Here is a 16,163-nt window from a genome sequence, read left to right on the forward strand (position 1 = left end):
TGCCTATTTAATTTTACCCTAAAGTAAAGAAAATTCCTGCAATTGCCGCACTCATTAAGTTTGCTAGTGTTGCTGCCAACAATGCTTTTAAGCCTAACTCTGCGATATCAGCACGACGACTAGGGGCCATTCCACCTAAACCACCAAGTAAAATGGCAATTGACGAAAAGTTAGCAAAGCCGCATAAAGCAAAAGTAATAATAATTTGGCTATGGCCACTTAATGGTATCGTTGGGTTAGCATCAGTAGGCGTGATAGTTTTTATAAAGTCCAAATAAGCGACAAACTCATTGATGACAAGCTTTTGCCCTATAAAACTGCCCGCCAACCGCGCTTCTTCCCAAGACACTCCTAAGATAAAAGCTAAAGGCTGAAATATATAACCAAATATAACTTGTAACGTTAAGCCATCAATACCAAACCAGCCCGCTATGCCGCCAATAGCACCATTAATCAAAGCTATTAAACCAATAAAAGCTAATAACATAGCACCAACATTTAAAGCTAATTGTAGCCCACTCGCTGCCCCTGCTGCTGCGGCATCAATTAAATTAGTATATTGAGTATCGACTTTAAGTTCGTTTAGTTCATTTTTAGTCGATTCAGTTTCAGGAAGAATTAACTTTGCCATTAAAAACCCACCTGGGGCGGCCATAAAGCTTGCTGCGATTAAGTATTTTAACTCTATACCTATCCCAGCATAGCCTGCCAAAACTGAGCCAGCGACAGAAGCTAATCCCCCTACCATAACGGCAAAAAGTTCTGAACGTGTCATACTAGGAATAAAGGGACGGACAATAAGCGGGGCCTCAGTTTGACCAACAAAGATATTGGCTGCAGCTGACATAGATTCCGGACGGCTAGTCCCTAATAGCTTTTGTAAACCGCCACCGATAATTCGAATAACCCATGTCATAACGCCGATATGGTAAAGCACTGCGATTAATGAAGAGAAAAAGATAATAATGGTTAATACATGGACCGCAAAAATAAACCCTTGCGACTTACGCCCTATATCACCAAATAAAAACTCAGTACCATCAGCAGCATAGCTAATAACATTTGCAAAAAAATTAGAAATACTTAGCAATACATCTTGACCAAAGGGGATGTAAAGTACAAAAGCACCTAGCAATAACTGGATGGCAAAAGCACCAACTACAGTTCGCCAATTGATACAATTGCGATGCGCTGATGCGGCATAAGCTGTAAGCAACAAGACAACAATACCGACTAGACCCATCATAAGTTACACCCTGATTATTTTTCTGCAAGCAACTGGCGAATTTTTGCTTTTATTATATCGATAGCAATTTGGTTTTTACCGCCACGGGTAACCACCAAATCGGCATATTGTTTTGATGGTGCGATAAACTCAAAGAATGCCGGACGCACTGAGGTTTCGTACTGCTCGGTTACCGAACTTAAACTACGGCCACGCTCTTCTAAATCGCGCTTAATCCGCCGTAATAAACACACGTCCAGTGGCGTATCCATAAACACGCTGATATCAAACTGCGCGCGTAATTGCTCGTCAGTTAGCAGTAATATACCTTCTACCAAAATCACTTTGGCCGGCTGCACGGTAATAGTTTCTTCAGTGCGGGTATGCGTTTTGTAGCTATACTGCGGCATCTGAATCGCTTTGCCATTTCGCAAAGCATTCAGGTGAGAAGCCAGTAACTCATGTTCAAAAGCTGCGGGATGATCATAGTTAGTCAGCGTACGCTGCTCAAATGATAAATGACTCTGATCACGGTAATACGCATCTTCTGACAAAATAGCGATACGTTCACCGCCAAGTTCAGCCACCAGCTCCTGGTATACCGTTGATGCAAAAAGGCTTTTGCCGGATGCCGAAGCGCCAGCAATCGCAATAATAGTGTTTTTTCCCACGGCGTAATTCACTTTGGCAAAATAAGCCGGTAATTATCGCTAAAAAACGTCGATTAAGAAATAAAAAAATGCCCGCATTACGCGGGCATTTTGCTTATTAAACTCTATTAATTAGAACTTGTATTCTATACCTAACGTCATACGCCACAGAGAAGGCGTAGTAACACGGGCTTGTGGTTCACGGTTAGTAAAAGCGTTAAATACATATTGACCTTCATCGTTAACCGTAGCTTCAACCACTGAAGCAGATTGTGGGAATGTTGCTTCGTACAGTACGCCCCAGTCATCATTCAACAGGTTGGTTAAGTTATCGATAACGAAGAAAGCTTTAGCTTTATGGCCTTCCATAAAACCTGGCAGTTCCTGTGTTACACGTAAATCAACCTTAGTCCACCAATCGCTGGTAAAACCGTTACGCTCAGCAATACGGCCAGAGTATTTACTTAAACCACTTTCATTAACAAATGCGAAGAACGCATCAGTATCAAACGGCACACCATCTTCATCTGCACCCCAAACAACGTTTGGATCATCAGCGCCCGTTGGTACATAAAGTAACTGACGTCCAGTAGAGTAGTCACCCGCTAAGCTACCTTCAAAGGTGTAGCTGTAAGGACGACCTTTGTTATGTGAACCTAACAGACTAATAGTAGTAGTGTAACCATCTACGATATCAACATTATAGCTGGCACGGAACGTGAAACGGTGAGGGATCTCATAGTTTGACGTTGCTGACTCAGGGTTGTTGAAATCGCTGCGGGCAAAGTTAGTAAAGTTTGAGTAAGCCACAGAGCTGGTCATTGGGTTAGCATCTTCAGACTCTGTGTATGCATATGCCAAACTCAGATCCAGACCAAAGTCAAAATTCTTACTAACAGAAGTGCTGAAAGTCAGTTTCTTCGCATCTTCGCTGGCATTTGTCAGCAGGAAGTCTTCCCTTCTGCTACCTTCTTTAGAAGCATAAACCGGACGACCGTCAAACAGTGTTCCAACCTGCTCCATAGCAATGTCACGTACAATAGACTGATCTTTTGCAATTGAATACAAAATATCTGCCATTACAACAGTGCCTTCGTCGAAGGTATAAGTACCACCGATAGCGTACTTCCACTCTTTAGGTAACTTGAAGTTAGGATCAACCGCGTTTACTGCGCTGTCGCCATTCGCGTTGGTTACCGAATCATACATATTTTGTGGAATATCAAATAACGGACGGCCTTCACCACTCAACGGGGTGGAGAACAAATCGACGTTACGCTGACTCAGCTGAACAGCTGTAACACCGTCATTCTGATAACCGTTAGCTAACCATACGTTAGGGTTACCACCAGAATATAAACCAACACCGCCACGCAGCTCGATGTTGTCATTAAGATTCCAGTTAACTCCTACGCGCGGTTGCAGCAGGCTTTCGCCATCAAATGTTGTGTTGTTGGCAAAACCATAACGGTTTACAAAGTTCTCATTAACGCGCGGCTCGTCGCTGCTGCTGTACCAGTCATAACGCAGACCATAGGTAATCGTCATGTCCATATCATAGATATAGTACTCATCCTGAGCGTATAAAGTATGGGTTGCGTAGCCGAAGTTAGCTGCAGCATCAGCAGGGTTATGGGTACCTGCACCGTTGCCATAATAAACAGTGCTGGCGATACCGTTTTCAAAAGCATCAATATTGCTAAAGCGATATTCACCAATACTGTGCTGCACAAACATGTTGAACACGTTGTACTCTTCAAACTCATAGCCGCCATAAATAACGTGGTCACCCAGTGTGTATGTACCGGCCAGTTTCAGGAAAGTTGTATCGTATTTCAGTTTGTTAGACTGACGAGAGTCGTCAACACCCATAAATACTGTTGCACGGGCGCCGTTGTTAACTGTGATTTGTACTTCACCTAAGCCACCCGGACCGATATTTTGCTGAGTATTATCCAGCTCTGAATAACCTGCACGAACTTCAGTCGAGAAGTTATCAGTCCAGTCTGAAAACAACTGCAATACATAGGACTCAAAAACAGAATTACGGTCATAATAGTGATCAGAGAACTCGTAGTTGTACGAAGCACCGTCTGACTCGCGCACAGCGCCACCATCATTATAGTTGTATGTAAAAGCAGCACGGTGAGCATCATTGATGTACCAGTCTAACTTCACTAACAGCTTTTCATCTTCAACCGGAGATGAACCGATAGGCGTACCAACTTCATAGCCGTAAACGTCACGGGCAATTTGTGCAATACGGTCAATGTCAGCCTGGTTCAAACCGGTAACCGGCGTACCAGCATTGGTATCTTGCGCACCACGGGCAAAGGTGTCTGCACCTTCATATTTTTCGTAAGCAGCAAACCAGAACAGTTTGTCTTGAACCAAAGCACCACCAACATTCAGGCCGTAGCGTTTCTCACTGAAGTTATCAGGAGTTAAATCAGTGCCTTCAAGCTTGTCACCCTGCAGTGAATCGTTAGTGTAGTCATAGAAGAATGAACCAGTTACTTCATTTGTACCTGACTTTGTTACAGCGTTGATATTACAAGCTGTGAAACGACCATACTTAACATCAAACGGTGCAAATTCAACAGCGACCTGCTGAATGGCGTCGTAAGAGAACGGCATACGTTCTGTTGGGTAACCATTGTCGTTCAGACCAAAGTTATCATTCATCCGCACGCCATCAACTGTCAAGCTGTTAAAACGTGGGCTTGCGCCGTTACACTGAATACCGCGTGCATAACCAGCATCTACATAAATACGCGGATCGGCGGCTACAACATCAGACAAATCACGGTTAATAGCCGGAATTGTTTGTAAGTCTTTCAAGCTGAAATTAGCCACAGGGCTCTTGCTGCCGTAAGCAGAGTTTGTAATAGCTGCACCGGTTACTGCGATACGTTCTACGTCGGCCTGCTGAATCACAACATTCAGGTTCTGTGTCTCACCTAAAGTTAGATACACATTATCAATTGTTTCAGTGCGACCTTCAGGACCGGTAACAGTTAACACGTATGGACCACCAACCTGCAAACCACGCGCAGAGAAAGTACCTGTATCATTAGTCGTTAAAGTGCGGCTGGTGCCATTTCTTTTATCTGTTACTGTTACTGTTGCATTTGAAACTGTAGAACCAGCTTCTGTGATGACAACACCGCGCACTGCTGATGAGGTTTCCTGCGCAATAGCGATATTGCTTACGCCAAGAGCGAGCGTTACCGCAAGAGCTAGACTTTTAATTTTCATATCGTTTTTCACCTGGTAGTTGTAGGTTTTTATCTAAATCCATTTGAATACAAGTTGTGTTCAATTTGGCCGATAATGGTAACTAAGCCATATTACAACTTTCTTACGCCAATCCTAATATTGGGAACTTTCTGTAAATGGGAACTTTTTGTTCCTCTTATTGCCTAAGGCGGCTGCCACACAAGTGTAATATAGCTGGTCCGAGTTGCGCACTATGCGGCTAAAAATTGGTTAAAAAACAGGTCTGTCGCCAAAAAGTGTTAATTTATGGCATCTGAAAGGGTATAGCTGGCAATTGGCTTTATGGCATTTTATGCTATGCAACCTTGCTCATTTCAAATGTTTATTATGAAAATTAAACTTAATGTTCTGCTGCTAAGCGCAATAACCGCGTTAGGAGTAAACCAAATGGTGAACGCTAAACAAGTTACCTTTGCCACCTTTAACGTCAGTATGGAAGCGCAGAATTATTTGCCGCATGGCCAAAACGGTGATGCCACTGTGTTAGCTAAATTACTGCAAAGCGGCAGCGAGCCTCAGATCAAAAACATTGCTCATATCGTCCAGATTGTCAGGCCCGATGTGCTGCTGCTTAACGAGTTTGATTACATTGCCGATAGTGAAAAAGGCGTTAAAGCCTTTATCCGTAATTATCTGAATAAAGCACAAGGCGACGCGGCAGCAATTGATTATCCGTACTTTTACTACAACACGGTAAATACCGGCCAGCCCAGCCCGTTCGATTTAGACAACGATGGCGTTGCCAGTGGCACCGGAGCTGATGCCTGGGGTTTCGGCTTTTACCCAGGCCAGTATGGCATGGTGTTACTGTCCAAATACCCAATTGATACATCGGCTGTGCGTACTTTCCAGCATTTTAAATGGAAAGATATGCCTGACTTTATGCCGACGACTAAAGCCGATGGTAGCCCTTGGTATAGTAAAGCCGCTTGGCAGAAGTTTCCGCTTTCGTCGAAAAGCCACTGGGATATTCCTCTTACTATTGCGGGTGAAACCGTACGGGTATTAATGAGTCACCCTACACCACCTGCTTTTGATGGTCCTGAAAAACGTAACGCCAATAGAAACCATGATGAAATTCGTTTTTGGCTTGATTACATAAGTGAGAATAAAGCTGATTATATTTATGATGATAACGGTAAAAAAGGTGGGCTAGAAGAGGCTGTTCGCTTTGTTATTATGGGCGATCAGAATGCTTCTGCTGACAAAGAAGGTAATGCGCTACATTGCGCTATATGCAACTTAGTTAATCATGACAAAGTAAATAATAGCTTAGCACCAAAAAGTAAAGGCGGTGCAGAGCATAGTCCTGATAATCCAGTAGCAACTTTTCATACTGCAGCTTGGCGGATGCGAGCAGATTATGTGCTACCGTCAAAATTTGGGTTTAGTGTTAAAGAAAGTGGCGTGTTTTGGCCAGCTAAAGATGAAGCCAACTATCACTTAGTTGGCTCGCGCAATGCCAGTTCAGATCACCGCTTGGTATGGCTGAAACTGGCTTTAAACCAAGACTAAGCTAACAGCCTAAAATTAGCGGATTATTAAATTTCGGACATGCACTGTGACTTCTTCTCGGTCATGGTACAGATGTTTAACTTGTAACTGGTATTTAATACCAGCAGCTTGCAGACGCTGTTCAAAGCTTGCCAAAATTTCTTGCACCGTTTCATAGCGCTTTTTCATTGGCAACTTCAAGTTAAAAATACTTTCTTGGCACCATTTATTAACAATCCAGTCGGCAATTCTATCGGCCACTCGTTTAGGTTGCTCAATCATATCGCAGACTAACCAATAAACATTTTGTTTTTGCGGTTCAAATTTAAAACCATCAATCATTAAATGTTTAACTTGACCGGTATCCATTAATGATTGTGCCATAGGGCCATTATCTATTGCGGTTACCATCATAGAGCGGCGTACAAGTTGATATGTCCAACCGCCTGGGCAAGCACCGAGATCGACAGCGCGCATACCGCTACTTAGGCGAGTTTCCCACTCATCTTTAGGAATAAACTGAATAAATGCCTCTTCCAGTTTTAAAGTACTACGGCTAGGCGCTTCATTAGGAAACTTTAAACGCATAATACCGTTTTCTAAGGGGCTATTATTTTCAGCATAAGAAATACCGACATAACCTTGCTGACCGTTAATTAACAATAAGTGTAAAACTGGGGCGCGCTTATTTTCTTTGGCTAATAATACCCCGGCTTTTCTTAATGCTTGGCGCAAAGGCACTGTTAGTTTACGAGCCAAGGTGGACAAGGTTTTACCATCATTTGTGTCAGGGTACTCTACTCTAACTTCACCAAAACCACTTAACTCAGCCGATAAGGCTGCATCAAGCACCGCGGCTATTCTATCTGTTGGTTCAAAGCTTAATAAATCGGCTTGTAACAAGCACCACTGGCGAATAAATATAAATTGCTTAAAATCATAATCAGCATAAAAGTTGGCCAAAGCCTCAGCATCGTATGCTTCAAATATGACATAAGCCGCGTTTGTTGATAGCTTACAAAAACCAAACAGGTCATATTTAGCGGCTTGATCTTGAATTTCTGCTGCGCATTCTTTTTCAAAACCGGCACGGCAATATAATAATAGTTGTTTCATATTAACTCCGCTGCCAGGCTGTAAAGGCTAATAATAGCCAAGCAACTATAAGCAATTGGCCACCAATTGGCGCTAATTGCGAAAAATAAAATGGCAAAGAGAATACTCCTGCCAATAATGTCCAAACAAAGCAAATTAAACCTAAATGCCACAACAAAGCGACCAAACGACTTAGCTTATTTGGGCTAGCTTGAATGTTTAAAACCAATAACGCTAAACAGTGAAATGCTAATATGACTACTGCACTTAATACGCGTGCTAGGCCTTCTGTGGTTAAACCATCTTGCCATAAATGCATTAAAGCGGCGGCAAAACCCACCACCGCAGCCCCATATAATGCAGTTAAGCTTTGACTAATTTGCCAAAAGTATTTCATCTATCTTTTCTCGACATAAGCGCGCACTTAATAAAATAAGATCCGCTTGGCTATAACCGCTAATTTTACGCGGTTTAAAATCATGATCAGCATCAGGCAACCAATCTATTGTCACCTGTGGCCATGCTTTATCTGTTAGTTCTTGTTTATTACCAAAAGGATCACGCTCACCTTGGATAATGTGCAAGGGCCTGTCTAAATGCGTAAAATGCTCTGTTCGCCAAATACTTTTTTTAGGGGCATGAAACGGATATCCAAAAGCAAAACTGGCTAGCACCTCAGGCTGGTCGGTAATTAAGCTAGCCACTCTACCACCTAAAGACTTACCGCCAATAAATAATGGTAAATCAGCTGTGCACTGTTGTATTTGTTGCTGCATAGCTATTAACAGCAAAGGCATTTTATCAGGAAAGCTTTTTCGGCCCAAGCTTAATTGACGTTGCATATATGGGAAGTTAAACCTAACTACAGCTATTTTATTTACAGTAAGTGCAGAGGCCAATTGTTGTAAAACAGCACTATCTGCACCGGCACCAGCACCATGAGCAAGTATTAAGCATGCGACTGCATCCTTAGGTGTACTAATCAATGGCAACAGCATTAGTAAATTGTTGCTCGGCAAAAGCATTTTTTTCAATTTCAACCATGTCCATCATCCATTGTCGAAATGCCGCTATTTTACCTAATTCAACCTGACTTTCCCGGCACACTAAGTAATAAGAGTCCTTACTTATTAATACATGGTTAAAAGGTACTATTAAGCGGCCAGAGTTAATATCAGGTCGAGTTAAAACATTATGCGCTAAGGCAACGCCCTGACCATGAATTGCTGCTTGCAACACCATAGATGAATGACTAAAAATAGGGCCTTGGTTAACATTAAATTGTTTTAGGCCTTGGCTAGTAAACCAAGCCTTCCATGCCTGACGCGAACCATCATGTAATAAATTATGAAACCTTAAATCGGCCGGCTCTAAAAGTTTTTTACCGCTAGTTAGCAATAATGGTGAGCAAACTGGAAGTAAATATTCTGGATGGAGTTTTTCAGCGTATAAATTACGCCAATTACCACGGCCGTAATAAATGGCAATGTCCACATCATCGGTTAGTGAACCTTCATCCAAATCAACAGCTTTAATTCTGACATCAATATCTGGATGTTGCTCCGCAAACTGATTTAAACGCGGTACTAGCCATTGAATCGCAAAGCTTGGTGGCAAACTGACCGTTAATGAGCCTTTAGCTCCCCGAGCTAACAGTTTCTCTGTCGACTCATATAGCTGAATAAAAATATCTTTTATATCTAAAAAATAGCTTTGGCCTTCTTCTGTTAATAGTAAAGACCGATTTTTTCGCATAAACAATTTAATGCCCAAGTGCTCTTCCAGCGCTTTAATCTGATGGCTAATAGCAGCTTGGGTAACGTACATCTCTTCTGCAGCTTTTGTAAAACTTAAATGGCGAGCTGCTGTTTCAAAAGCTTTAAGAGCATTTAGCGGAGGTAAACGACGCGCCATAATAACTTTACTAACCTTAAAAGTAATATGTTTTTGTAAAAAGTTGAAGGCTCCAGTATAGCGTTAAAGCTATTTCTCTACCGGTTTATAGCCTTCAATTTTGATATCTGCACCTTGAAATAAAAAAGCCTGCATTTGTTGCTCTAAATAAGCTCTATGTTCTTGATTCATCATATTAAGCTTATTCTCATTAATTAACATGATTTGCTTAGCCATCCAATTAGCCCAAGCTTCTTTACTTATTTCATTAAAGATTTTTTTACCAAGATCACCTGGATAGGGTTGAAAATCTAAACCTGGGGCGTCTTTTTTAAGGTGTAAACAAAAAACAGTACGACTCATGTATATTATCCTGATGTTATTAATGCCTATGGCAGAATTTGTAAAAACAGTTGTTTTGCCGGTGCCGACAAACCCACTGCAGGTATCGAATCTATTGTAAACCAAGTTGCCGTAGATTGCTGCACACTACTGGGAAATTGCGCTAATAATACCCGCTGTGGTTGGATCCATAAATGAAAATGGCTAAAGGTGTGCTTAAATGCCGGCAAATCTTCAGAGTTTGCGATATTAAGTGCATTTAACTCACAATATTGCTGACGCTGCTCAACAGAGTCAAACTCTAAAAAGCCGTATAATCCTCCCCATAATCCTGCTGCTGGCCGTTGAGTTAACAAGACTTGCTGCTTATGCTCTAACAATAACCAAAAACTATGTTTTTCAGGTAGGCTTTTTTTAGGCTTTTTAGCGGGGTATAAATATTGTTCACCTTTTAGTGCCGCTTGACAGTGCAGTTTTATAGGGCAGTCAGCACAACGCGGTTTAGTGCGTGTACACAAGGTCGCCCCTAAATCCATCATAGCTTGATTAAAAACAGCTACCTCTTGCTTAGGAGTAACTTGCTTAGCTAACTGCCATAATTGTTGTTCTACGGCTTTATTGCCCGACCAACCATCAATAGCTGCAAATCGGCTTAATACCCGCTTACAATTACCATCAAGAATAGGCCAAGGCTGCTGCAAAGTTAAAGACAAAATGGCGCCGGCAGTAGAGCGCCCTATTCCGGGTAAAGCCAGTACTTGCTCAAACTGCTGTGGAAACTCACCTGCAAATTGCTCAACTATTATTTTAGCCGCTTTATGTAAGTTGCGGGCCCGTGCGTAATAGCCCAACCCTGTCCATAAATGTAAAACGTGATCCAAAGGCGCTTCTGCTAAAGCTGTGATAGTAGGATACTGCTGGATAAAGCGTTGAAAATAAGGGATTACAGTAGCAACTTGGGTTTGTTGCAGCATAACTTCACTTAACCAAGTTTTGTAGAGACTTTTATCTTGTTGCCATGGTAACTCTTTACGGCCATGTTGGTGATACCAATTAACAACTTGATTTGAAAACCAATCAGCGTGGTGTTTTTGCAACTTTTTTTCCTTATAAGCTTTAATGGCCGCAGTATAAGTAGCTTAAACAAGCTTGCCAACCATAAACAAGGTTGAGCTAATCAATTAATACAAGGATAATAGCTAGATTAATTTATACTCGGAGTCTTAAATGAGTGATAGCCTAACTAATACCAACACTAAGTCTGTGCCTGAACAAAATGAACAGCCTACCTACATGCGCAGAATTCGCTCTTTTGTATTGCGCGAAGGCCGCCTAACTAAAGCTCAACAACATGCTTTAGACCATTACTGGCCTAATTATGGCTTAGACTATCAAACTAAGGCTTTTGATTTAACACAAATATTTGGTCGTGATCATTACAGAGTATTAGAAATTGGCTTTGGTATGGGACAGTCTTTAGTACAAATGGCAGCAGAAGCTCCAACTAAAGATTTTATTGGTATTGAGGTACATCGCCCAGGTGTAGGAGCTTGCTTAGCCACTGCTAAAGCTCAAGGTTTAACAAATATTAAACTTATCCAGCATGATGCTGTTGAAGTACTTGAACACAGTATTGCCGATAATAGCTTAGATACAGTGCAATTATTTTTTCCAGATCCTTGGCATAAAAAACGTCATCATAAACGCCGGATAGTTCAACCTGAATTTGCTCAGTTAGTTCTTAGAAAACTTAAACCCAATGGTGTCTTTCACATGGCAACTGACTGGCAGAATTATGCCGAGCATATGTTAGAGGTTATGCAGCAAGCCCCAGGTTATAGCAATTTATCAACAAACAACGATTATGTAGAGCGGCCAGAGCACAGGCCTTTAACTAAATTTGAACAACGTGGCCAGCGTTTAGGCCATGGTGTTTGGGATCTAATGTATAAAAAGGACAGCTAGATGTTAGCTAATAGTAGTCAGCTAGTTTTACGTAATATAGACGATTTAAAAGGTAGCGTGCTCATTGTCGAACCTGTTGCAGATGAATTGGGTTCACAATTAGTTGCAAATGCAGAAAATATAACACTTAGTTGCTTTACTACCGATAAAGCCGTAGCGACGCTATGGCAGCAGCCATCTATAGAACTAATATTTGATATTGCGCCTCAGTTTAGTCAGCCCTTTGATAGTATTGTTATTTTTTATCCTAAGAGTAAAGAGCAACTAGCATATACCTTAAGCCAGCTTAAAACAGCCTTTAGCGCTGACAGTCAAGTATTTGTGGTCGGTGATAATAAAGGTGGTATTAAAAGCTTAGCTAATCATGCTTTAAAACTTGGGTTAACAGCAAATAAACTTGATAATGCTAAGCATTGTTTATGGTTTATGCTGCATGGTGACTTAGCCAACCTAAAAGATACTCATGTTATTAGCTTTACTATTGATGTTCTAAATACCACATTAACCTTATATTCTCTTCCTGGTGTATTTAACCATGGCAAACTAGATAATGGTACAGCATTATTGTTAGCCAACTTGCCTAATGTTAATCAAGGTAATGTGCTTGACTTCGCCTGTGGCAATGGGGTGGTAGGAGCCGTTTTAAAGCGAACTAAACCTAACATTAATTTATTTTGTTCAGATATAAGCACCTTAGCTACTGATGCGACAAAGCTAACCCTAGCTAAAAACCAATTATCTGCCACTGTCATAACTGCCGATGGCATACCGGAAATACCAGAGCATTTTGCCGCTATTGTTAGTAACCCCCCCTTTCATACTGGGATTAAAACTAACTACGCTATTGTTGAAAAGTTTATCCAGCAAAGTGCACAACGTTTAGTCAATAAAGGCAGTTTAACAATAGTAGCGAATAATCATTTAGAATATTTACCAATATTACAGCAACATTTTAAACAGGTTGATATAAAAGCTAAAGCTAATGGCTTTACAATTTTTCATGCTGTTAAACTGTAAAATATATATTTCTCCATAAATTATTCATCGTATATTCAATTAGTTATTTAACCAGCCAATCAATTGTTAACAAATAACTTGTTAACAATTGATTGGCTGGTTATAATTACCTTTCATTTGACAATTTACTGTCATCTGGAAAATACTACGTTATCATTAAATTCACTAATTTTACATAAAAGGCCAATATTTCATGCAAACACCTGTGATCCTTATCGTCGAAGACGAAGAAGTAACTCGCCTTAATCTGGTTAATCTATTCCAAGGTGAAGGTTACGAAGTCATCGAAGCGGTGAATGGCGAAGAAATGAATCAGCGTTTAGCAGATACTAAGGTTAACTTAGTGGTAATGGATATTAATTTGCCAGGGAAGAATGGTTTAATTTTGGCGCGTGAGTTACGTCAAAAAGAAAATATAGGTTTAATATTTTTAACCGGCCGTGACAGTGAAGTTGACCGCATTTTAGGATTAGAGATCGGCGCAGACGATTATTTAACTAAACCATTTAACCCACGTGAATTAACTATTCGCGCTCGCAACTTACTCAGCCGTACTGTTGCCCAGCCTGTTGTTGAAGAGCACAAAAGTGTTGTTAAATTTAATGGTTGGACCCTTGATGAAAACAGCCGCAATTTAACTTCACCTAAAGGTGTCGCCCGTCGTTTACCTAAAGGCGAATATCGTGCTTTACGCTTAATGTTAGATACACCAGGCAAAATTTTCAATCGCGAACAATTAATCCGTCATATGACTGGGCGTGATTTACGACCAAATGATCGTACTGTCGATGTTACTATTCGTCGTATTCGTAAGCATTTCGAATCAGATGTAGAAAGCCCAGAGTTAATCAGCACTATCCACGGAGAAGGTTATCGCTTTGTAGGTAAATTAGAAAAGTAATACCTTAGTATTTTTCTATATAGTCTGACAGAGCAGCCAAGTGTTGCTCTGCTTCTAACTGAAAATCTGCTAGCTGCCGCTCTATACCTTGCCAATTAATCTCTTCATGCTCTAATTTACCTGCTTGCATTTGCACCCAAAATAAGCCAACTGTTGCTGCGGCACCTTTTAATTTATGAGCAGTCTCTCTTAACTCATCAGCCTGCTGCTGCACTGCAGCCTCAAGCATTTTATTCATATAACCTGGTAATAATTGGCCAAATAATAATGCGCTTCGCTGTACTGAAGCTTTGCCTAAAGAGGCTATATAATCATTAATAATAGTCTTATTTAACACTTGTTCTTCACTGCTAGGCTGTGCTGAAGTTGCCTGCTGACTAAACTTCACCGCACTTGGTGAAAATAACTGAGCTAACTTATTGTCTAATTTATTAGTATTCAGTGGTTTTGCTAAAGAGCCCTCCACTTTAATGCCGGCTAATTGTTGCTCAGCCTTACGAACATTAGCGCTTAACACTATTATTGGTAAATTTTGCAAATGTTTTTCGCTACGAATATATTTCGCAATATCTGCACCATCCATATCTGGTAGTTGCATATCAAGCAAAACTAAATCTATATCATCTTCAGTATCTAAAAAAGCCAGTGCATCTTCACCGGTTTCTGCATGTAAGACTTCATGGCCCCGTTGCTCTAATAGTCCTATGGCTATATCAGCATTTAGCGGTACATCTTCTATCAATAAAATAGTTAATGCAGGGCAAGGAATAATTGTTTCTTGCGGCTGGTTAGTTAACTTAGTTGGGATACAAAGGCTAAACTTACTACCTTGGCCAATGGTACTGGTTAAGTTAATACTACCTTGCATAGCATCAATAAGGGCTTTAGATACCGACAAGCCTATCCCAGAGCCAACAATACTTAACCTGCGGCCATCCTGAGACTTATAATACATATCAAAAATACGCAGTTGTTCGTCCGGCCCTATGCCAATTCCAGTATCTGTAATAGAAAACTTAAGTTGTTCTGTTAATGTATCTAATTCGCAATCTAATGTAATGCCGCCTGTTTCAGTAAACTTAACCGCATTATTAATTAAATTCCATAATACTTGCCGTAAACGGGTTGGGTCTAAAGTTAAGTAGTAATCAATATTGCTTGCTAAATTTAAACTAAACTCAAGCCCTTTTTGTTGGCACAATAATTCAGCAAAATTTGCAATATCACTAATAAATTGATTAAGTGAAACACTTTGATAAACAATATCTAAATCTTGTCTGTCTATTTTATCTAAATCAATGATGTCATTAAATATATTGCCTAACGTTTCAGCGCTACTAAACACAGTGTTAGCCCAAGCGTGCTGGTCATCATCTAAATCACTTTGTAATAAGCGCCGAGTCAAACCTACTATACCATTCAATGGCGTGCGTAATTCATGGCTTAATGTTGCAATAAACTTACCTTTATCTTGATAGGCTTTTTCCAGTGCTTGCTCGGCTAATTTACGTGATGTTATGTCACGGCCAAAACCTAATAAGCCTATATATCGGCCTTGTTTATCATAAAAAGGAACTTTACGAACTTCTAGCCATAATAATTGACCATTATCTTTAATAAACTCCACATCCAAAATAAGCTCAGTACGTAACTTGGCAATATCTTCTTGTTCGGTCAAAATAGCTGCTTGGGCGCTATCTGCGGCAAAAATCTCTGAGGGATAACAACCTATCAACTCTGACGCTGTTTTCCCCATAATAATTTCAAACATTTTATTACAGCTAGCAAAACGGCCCGTTTCATCTCGGTAATAAAATAAGTCTGGAGAGCTATCGACAATAGAGCGGATTAGTAAGTCTTGGTCGTCTAATTCTGTTTGAGCTTTTTTACGCTCTGCTATTTCTCGACGTAGTTCATCTATAGCGCGACGTTTGGCTTGAAAGGCTTTTTTACGTTCTTCTATTTCGTAGTTTAGCTGGCGGATATTATCCTGCATACTTTCATTGAGTAAACGCTCTTGATGTGCTGAATCTTCTAAGTAAGACATAGCAGCATCTAGGTGTAGAACTAAATAAAAAATAAAAGCAATGAATATTGGCCCCAGCACTAATGCAGCAAGCACCGAACCTTTAACTAAAACCCAATCTATTTCATTAGTAGAAACAACACTAGCGGTAATACTAATTACCGCTGCAAAACAACTAATAATAAATAGGCTTGAAACAGCTGACCTGAGCTTACCCCATTGCCGGATCCAATGCGCTAAAGCTCGAATTTGTGGATGAACAGGGCTCTGCATCAG

The 16,163-nt window shown here is 40.7% G+C and carries 14 protein-coding genes; 4 read left to right on the forward strand and 10 right to left on the reverse strand.

The window, feature by feature from the left end; all coding sequences use genetic code 11:
• Positions 1–13 precede the first annotated feature (13 nt).
• From RDV63_RS11345 to RDV63_RS11355, 3 genes are all read right to left on the reverse strand, one after another.
• Positions 14–1,246: a NupC/NupG family nucleoside CNT transporter gene (locus RDV63_RS11345; protein WP_313909610.1), complete on the reverse strand. Its 1,233-nt coding sequence runs from the start codon at positions 1,244–1,246 to the stop codon at positions 14–16.
• Positions 1,247–1,260: 14 nt separating this feature from the next.
• On the reverse strand, positions 1,261–1,896 hold the full coding sequence (udk, locus tag RDV63_RS11350) for a uridine kinase (RefSeq protein WP_313909611.1): 636 nt from the start codon (positions 1,894–1,896) through the stop codon (positions 1,261–1,263).
• A gap of 111 nt (positions 1,897–2,007) precedes the next feature.
• Positions 2,008–5,133, reverse strand: a complete 3,126-nt coding sequence (locus tag RDV63_RS11355; protein WP_313909612.1) for a carboxypeptidase regulatory-like domain-containing protein — start codon at positions 5,131–5,133, stop codon at positions 2,008–2,010.
• Between the two features lie 408 nt (positions 5,134–5,541).
• Between RDV63_RS11355 and RDV63_RS11360 the strand changes: the two genes are divergently transcribed.
• Positions 5,542–6,669 carry an endonuclease/exonuclease/phosphatase family protein gene (locus tag RDV63_RS11360; protein ID WP_313909613.1) on the forward strand — a complete coding sequence of 376 codons (1,128 nt, stop codon included), beginning with the start codon at positions 5,542–5,544 and terminating at the stop codon, positions 6,667–6,669.
• A 15-nt stretch (positions 6,670–6,684) separates the two neighbouring features.
• Here the strand turns inward: RDV63_RS11360 and rlmM are convergent, their stop codons facing one another.
• The 6 genes from rlmM to mutY form a co-directional block, all read right to left on the reverse strand.
• Positions 6,685–7,764 (reverse strand): 23S rRNA (cytidine(2498)-2'-O)-methyltransferase RlmM, encoded by a 1,080-nt coding sequence (gene rlmM / locus RDV63_RS11365; protein ID WP_313909614.1) that lies wholly within the window; start codon positions 7,762–7,764, stop codon positions 6,685–6,687.
• 1 nt (position 7,765) lies between these two features.
• Positions 7,766–8,140 carry a DUF423 domain-containing protein gene (locus RDV63_RS11370; RefSeq protein ID WP_313909615.1) on the reverse strand — a complete coding sequence of 125 codons (375 nt, stop codon included), beginning with the start codon at positions 8,138–8,140 and terminating at the stop codon, positions 7,766–7,768.
• The gene (locus tag RDV63_RS11375; protein WP_313909616.1) at positions 8,118–8,741 is read right to left on the reverse strand and encodes an alpha/beta family hydrolase; all 624 of its coding nucleotides are present in this window, start codon (positions 8,739–8,741) and stop codon (positions 8,118–8,120) included. The genes RDV63_RS11370 and RDV63_RS11375 overlap by 23 nt, the downstream gene beginning before the upstream one ends.
• Complete coding sequence (locus RDV63_RS11380) at positions 8,722–9,657, reverse strand: transcriptional regulator GcvA (RefSeq protein ID WP_313909617.1); 936 nt, start codon at positions 9,655–9,657, stop codon at positions 8,722–8,724. Before RDV63_RS11380 ends, RDV63_RS11375 begins: the two co-directional genes overlap by 20 nt.
• Positions 9,658–9,726: 69 nt before the next feature.
• Positions 9,727–9,999, reverse strand: a complete 273-nt coding sequence (locus RDV63_RS11385) for an oxidative damage protection protein (protein ID WP_313909618.1) — start codon at positions 9,997–9,999, stop codon at positions 9,727–9,729.
• A gap of 26 nt (positions 10,000–10,025) precedes the next feature.
• The gene (gene mutY, locus RDV63_RS11390; protein WP_313909619.1) at positions 10,026–11,075 is read right to left on the reverse strand and encodes an A/G-specific adenine glycosylase; all 1,050 of its coding nucleotides are present in this window, start codon (positions 11,073–11,075) and stop codon (positions 10,026–10,028) included.
• Positions 11,076–11,205: 130 nt separating this feature from the next.
• Here mutY and trmB point away from each other — a divergent pair, with 130 nt between their 5' ends.
• The 3 genes from trmB (at position 11,206) to arcA (ending at position 13,861) form a co-directional block, all read left to right on the forward strand.
• Positions 11,206–11,943 (forward strand): tRNA (guanosine(46)-N7)-methyltransferase TrmB, encoded by a 738-nt coding sequence (gene trmB / locus RDV63_RS11395; protein ID WP_409934832.1) that lies wholly within the window; start codon positions 11,206–11,208, stop codon positions 11,941–11,943.
• Entirely contained in the window at positions 11,944–12,960 is a 1,017-nt protein-coding gene (locus RDV63_RS11400) for a class I SAM-dependent methyltransferase (RefSeq protein ID WP_313909620.1), read from the forward strand.
• Between the two features lie 193 nt (positions 12,961–13,153).
• The gene (gene arcA / locus RDV63_RS11405; protein WP_313909621.1) at positions 13,154–13,861 is read left to right on the forward strand and encodes a two-component system response regulator ArcA; all 708 of its coding nucleotides are present in this window, start codon (positions 13,154–13,156) and stop codon (positions 13,859–13,861) included.
• A 4-nt stretch (positions 13,862–13,865) separates the two neighbouring features.
• On the opposite strand, the gene RDV63_RS11410 is transcribed toward arcA, so the two are convergent.
• Positions 13,866–16,160 (reverse strand): ATP-binding protein, encoded by a 2,295-nt coding sequence (locus RDV63_RS11410; RefSeq protein WP_313909622.1) that lies wholly within the window; start codon positions 16,158–16,160, stop codon positions 13,866–13,868.
• Between the last annotated feature and the right edge of the window lie 3 nt (positions 16,161–16,163).

The organism is Rheinheimera sp. MMS21-TC3, from assembly GCF_032229285.1.
In the GTDB taxonomy this organism is placed as follows: Bacteria; Pseudomonadota; Gammaproteobacteria; order Enterobacterales; family Alteromonadaceae; genus Alishewanella.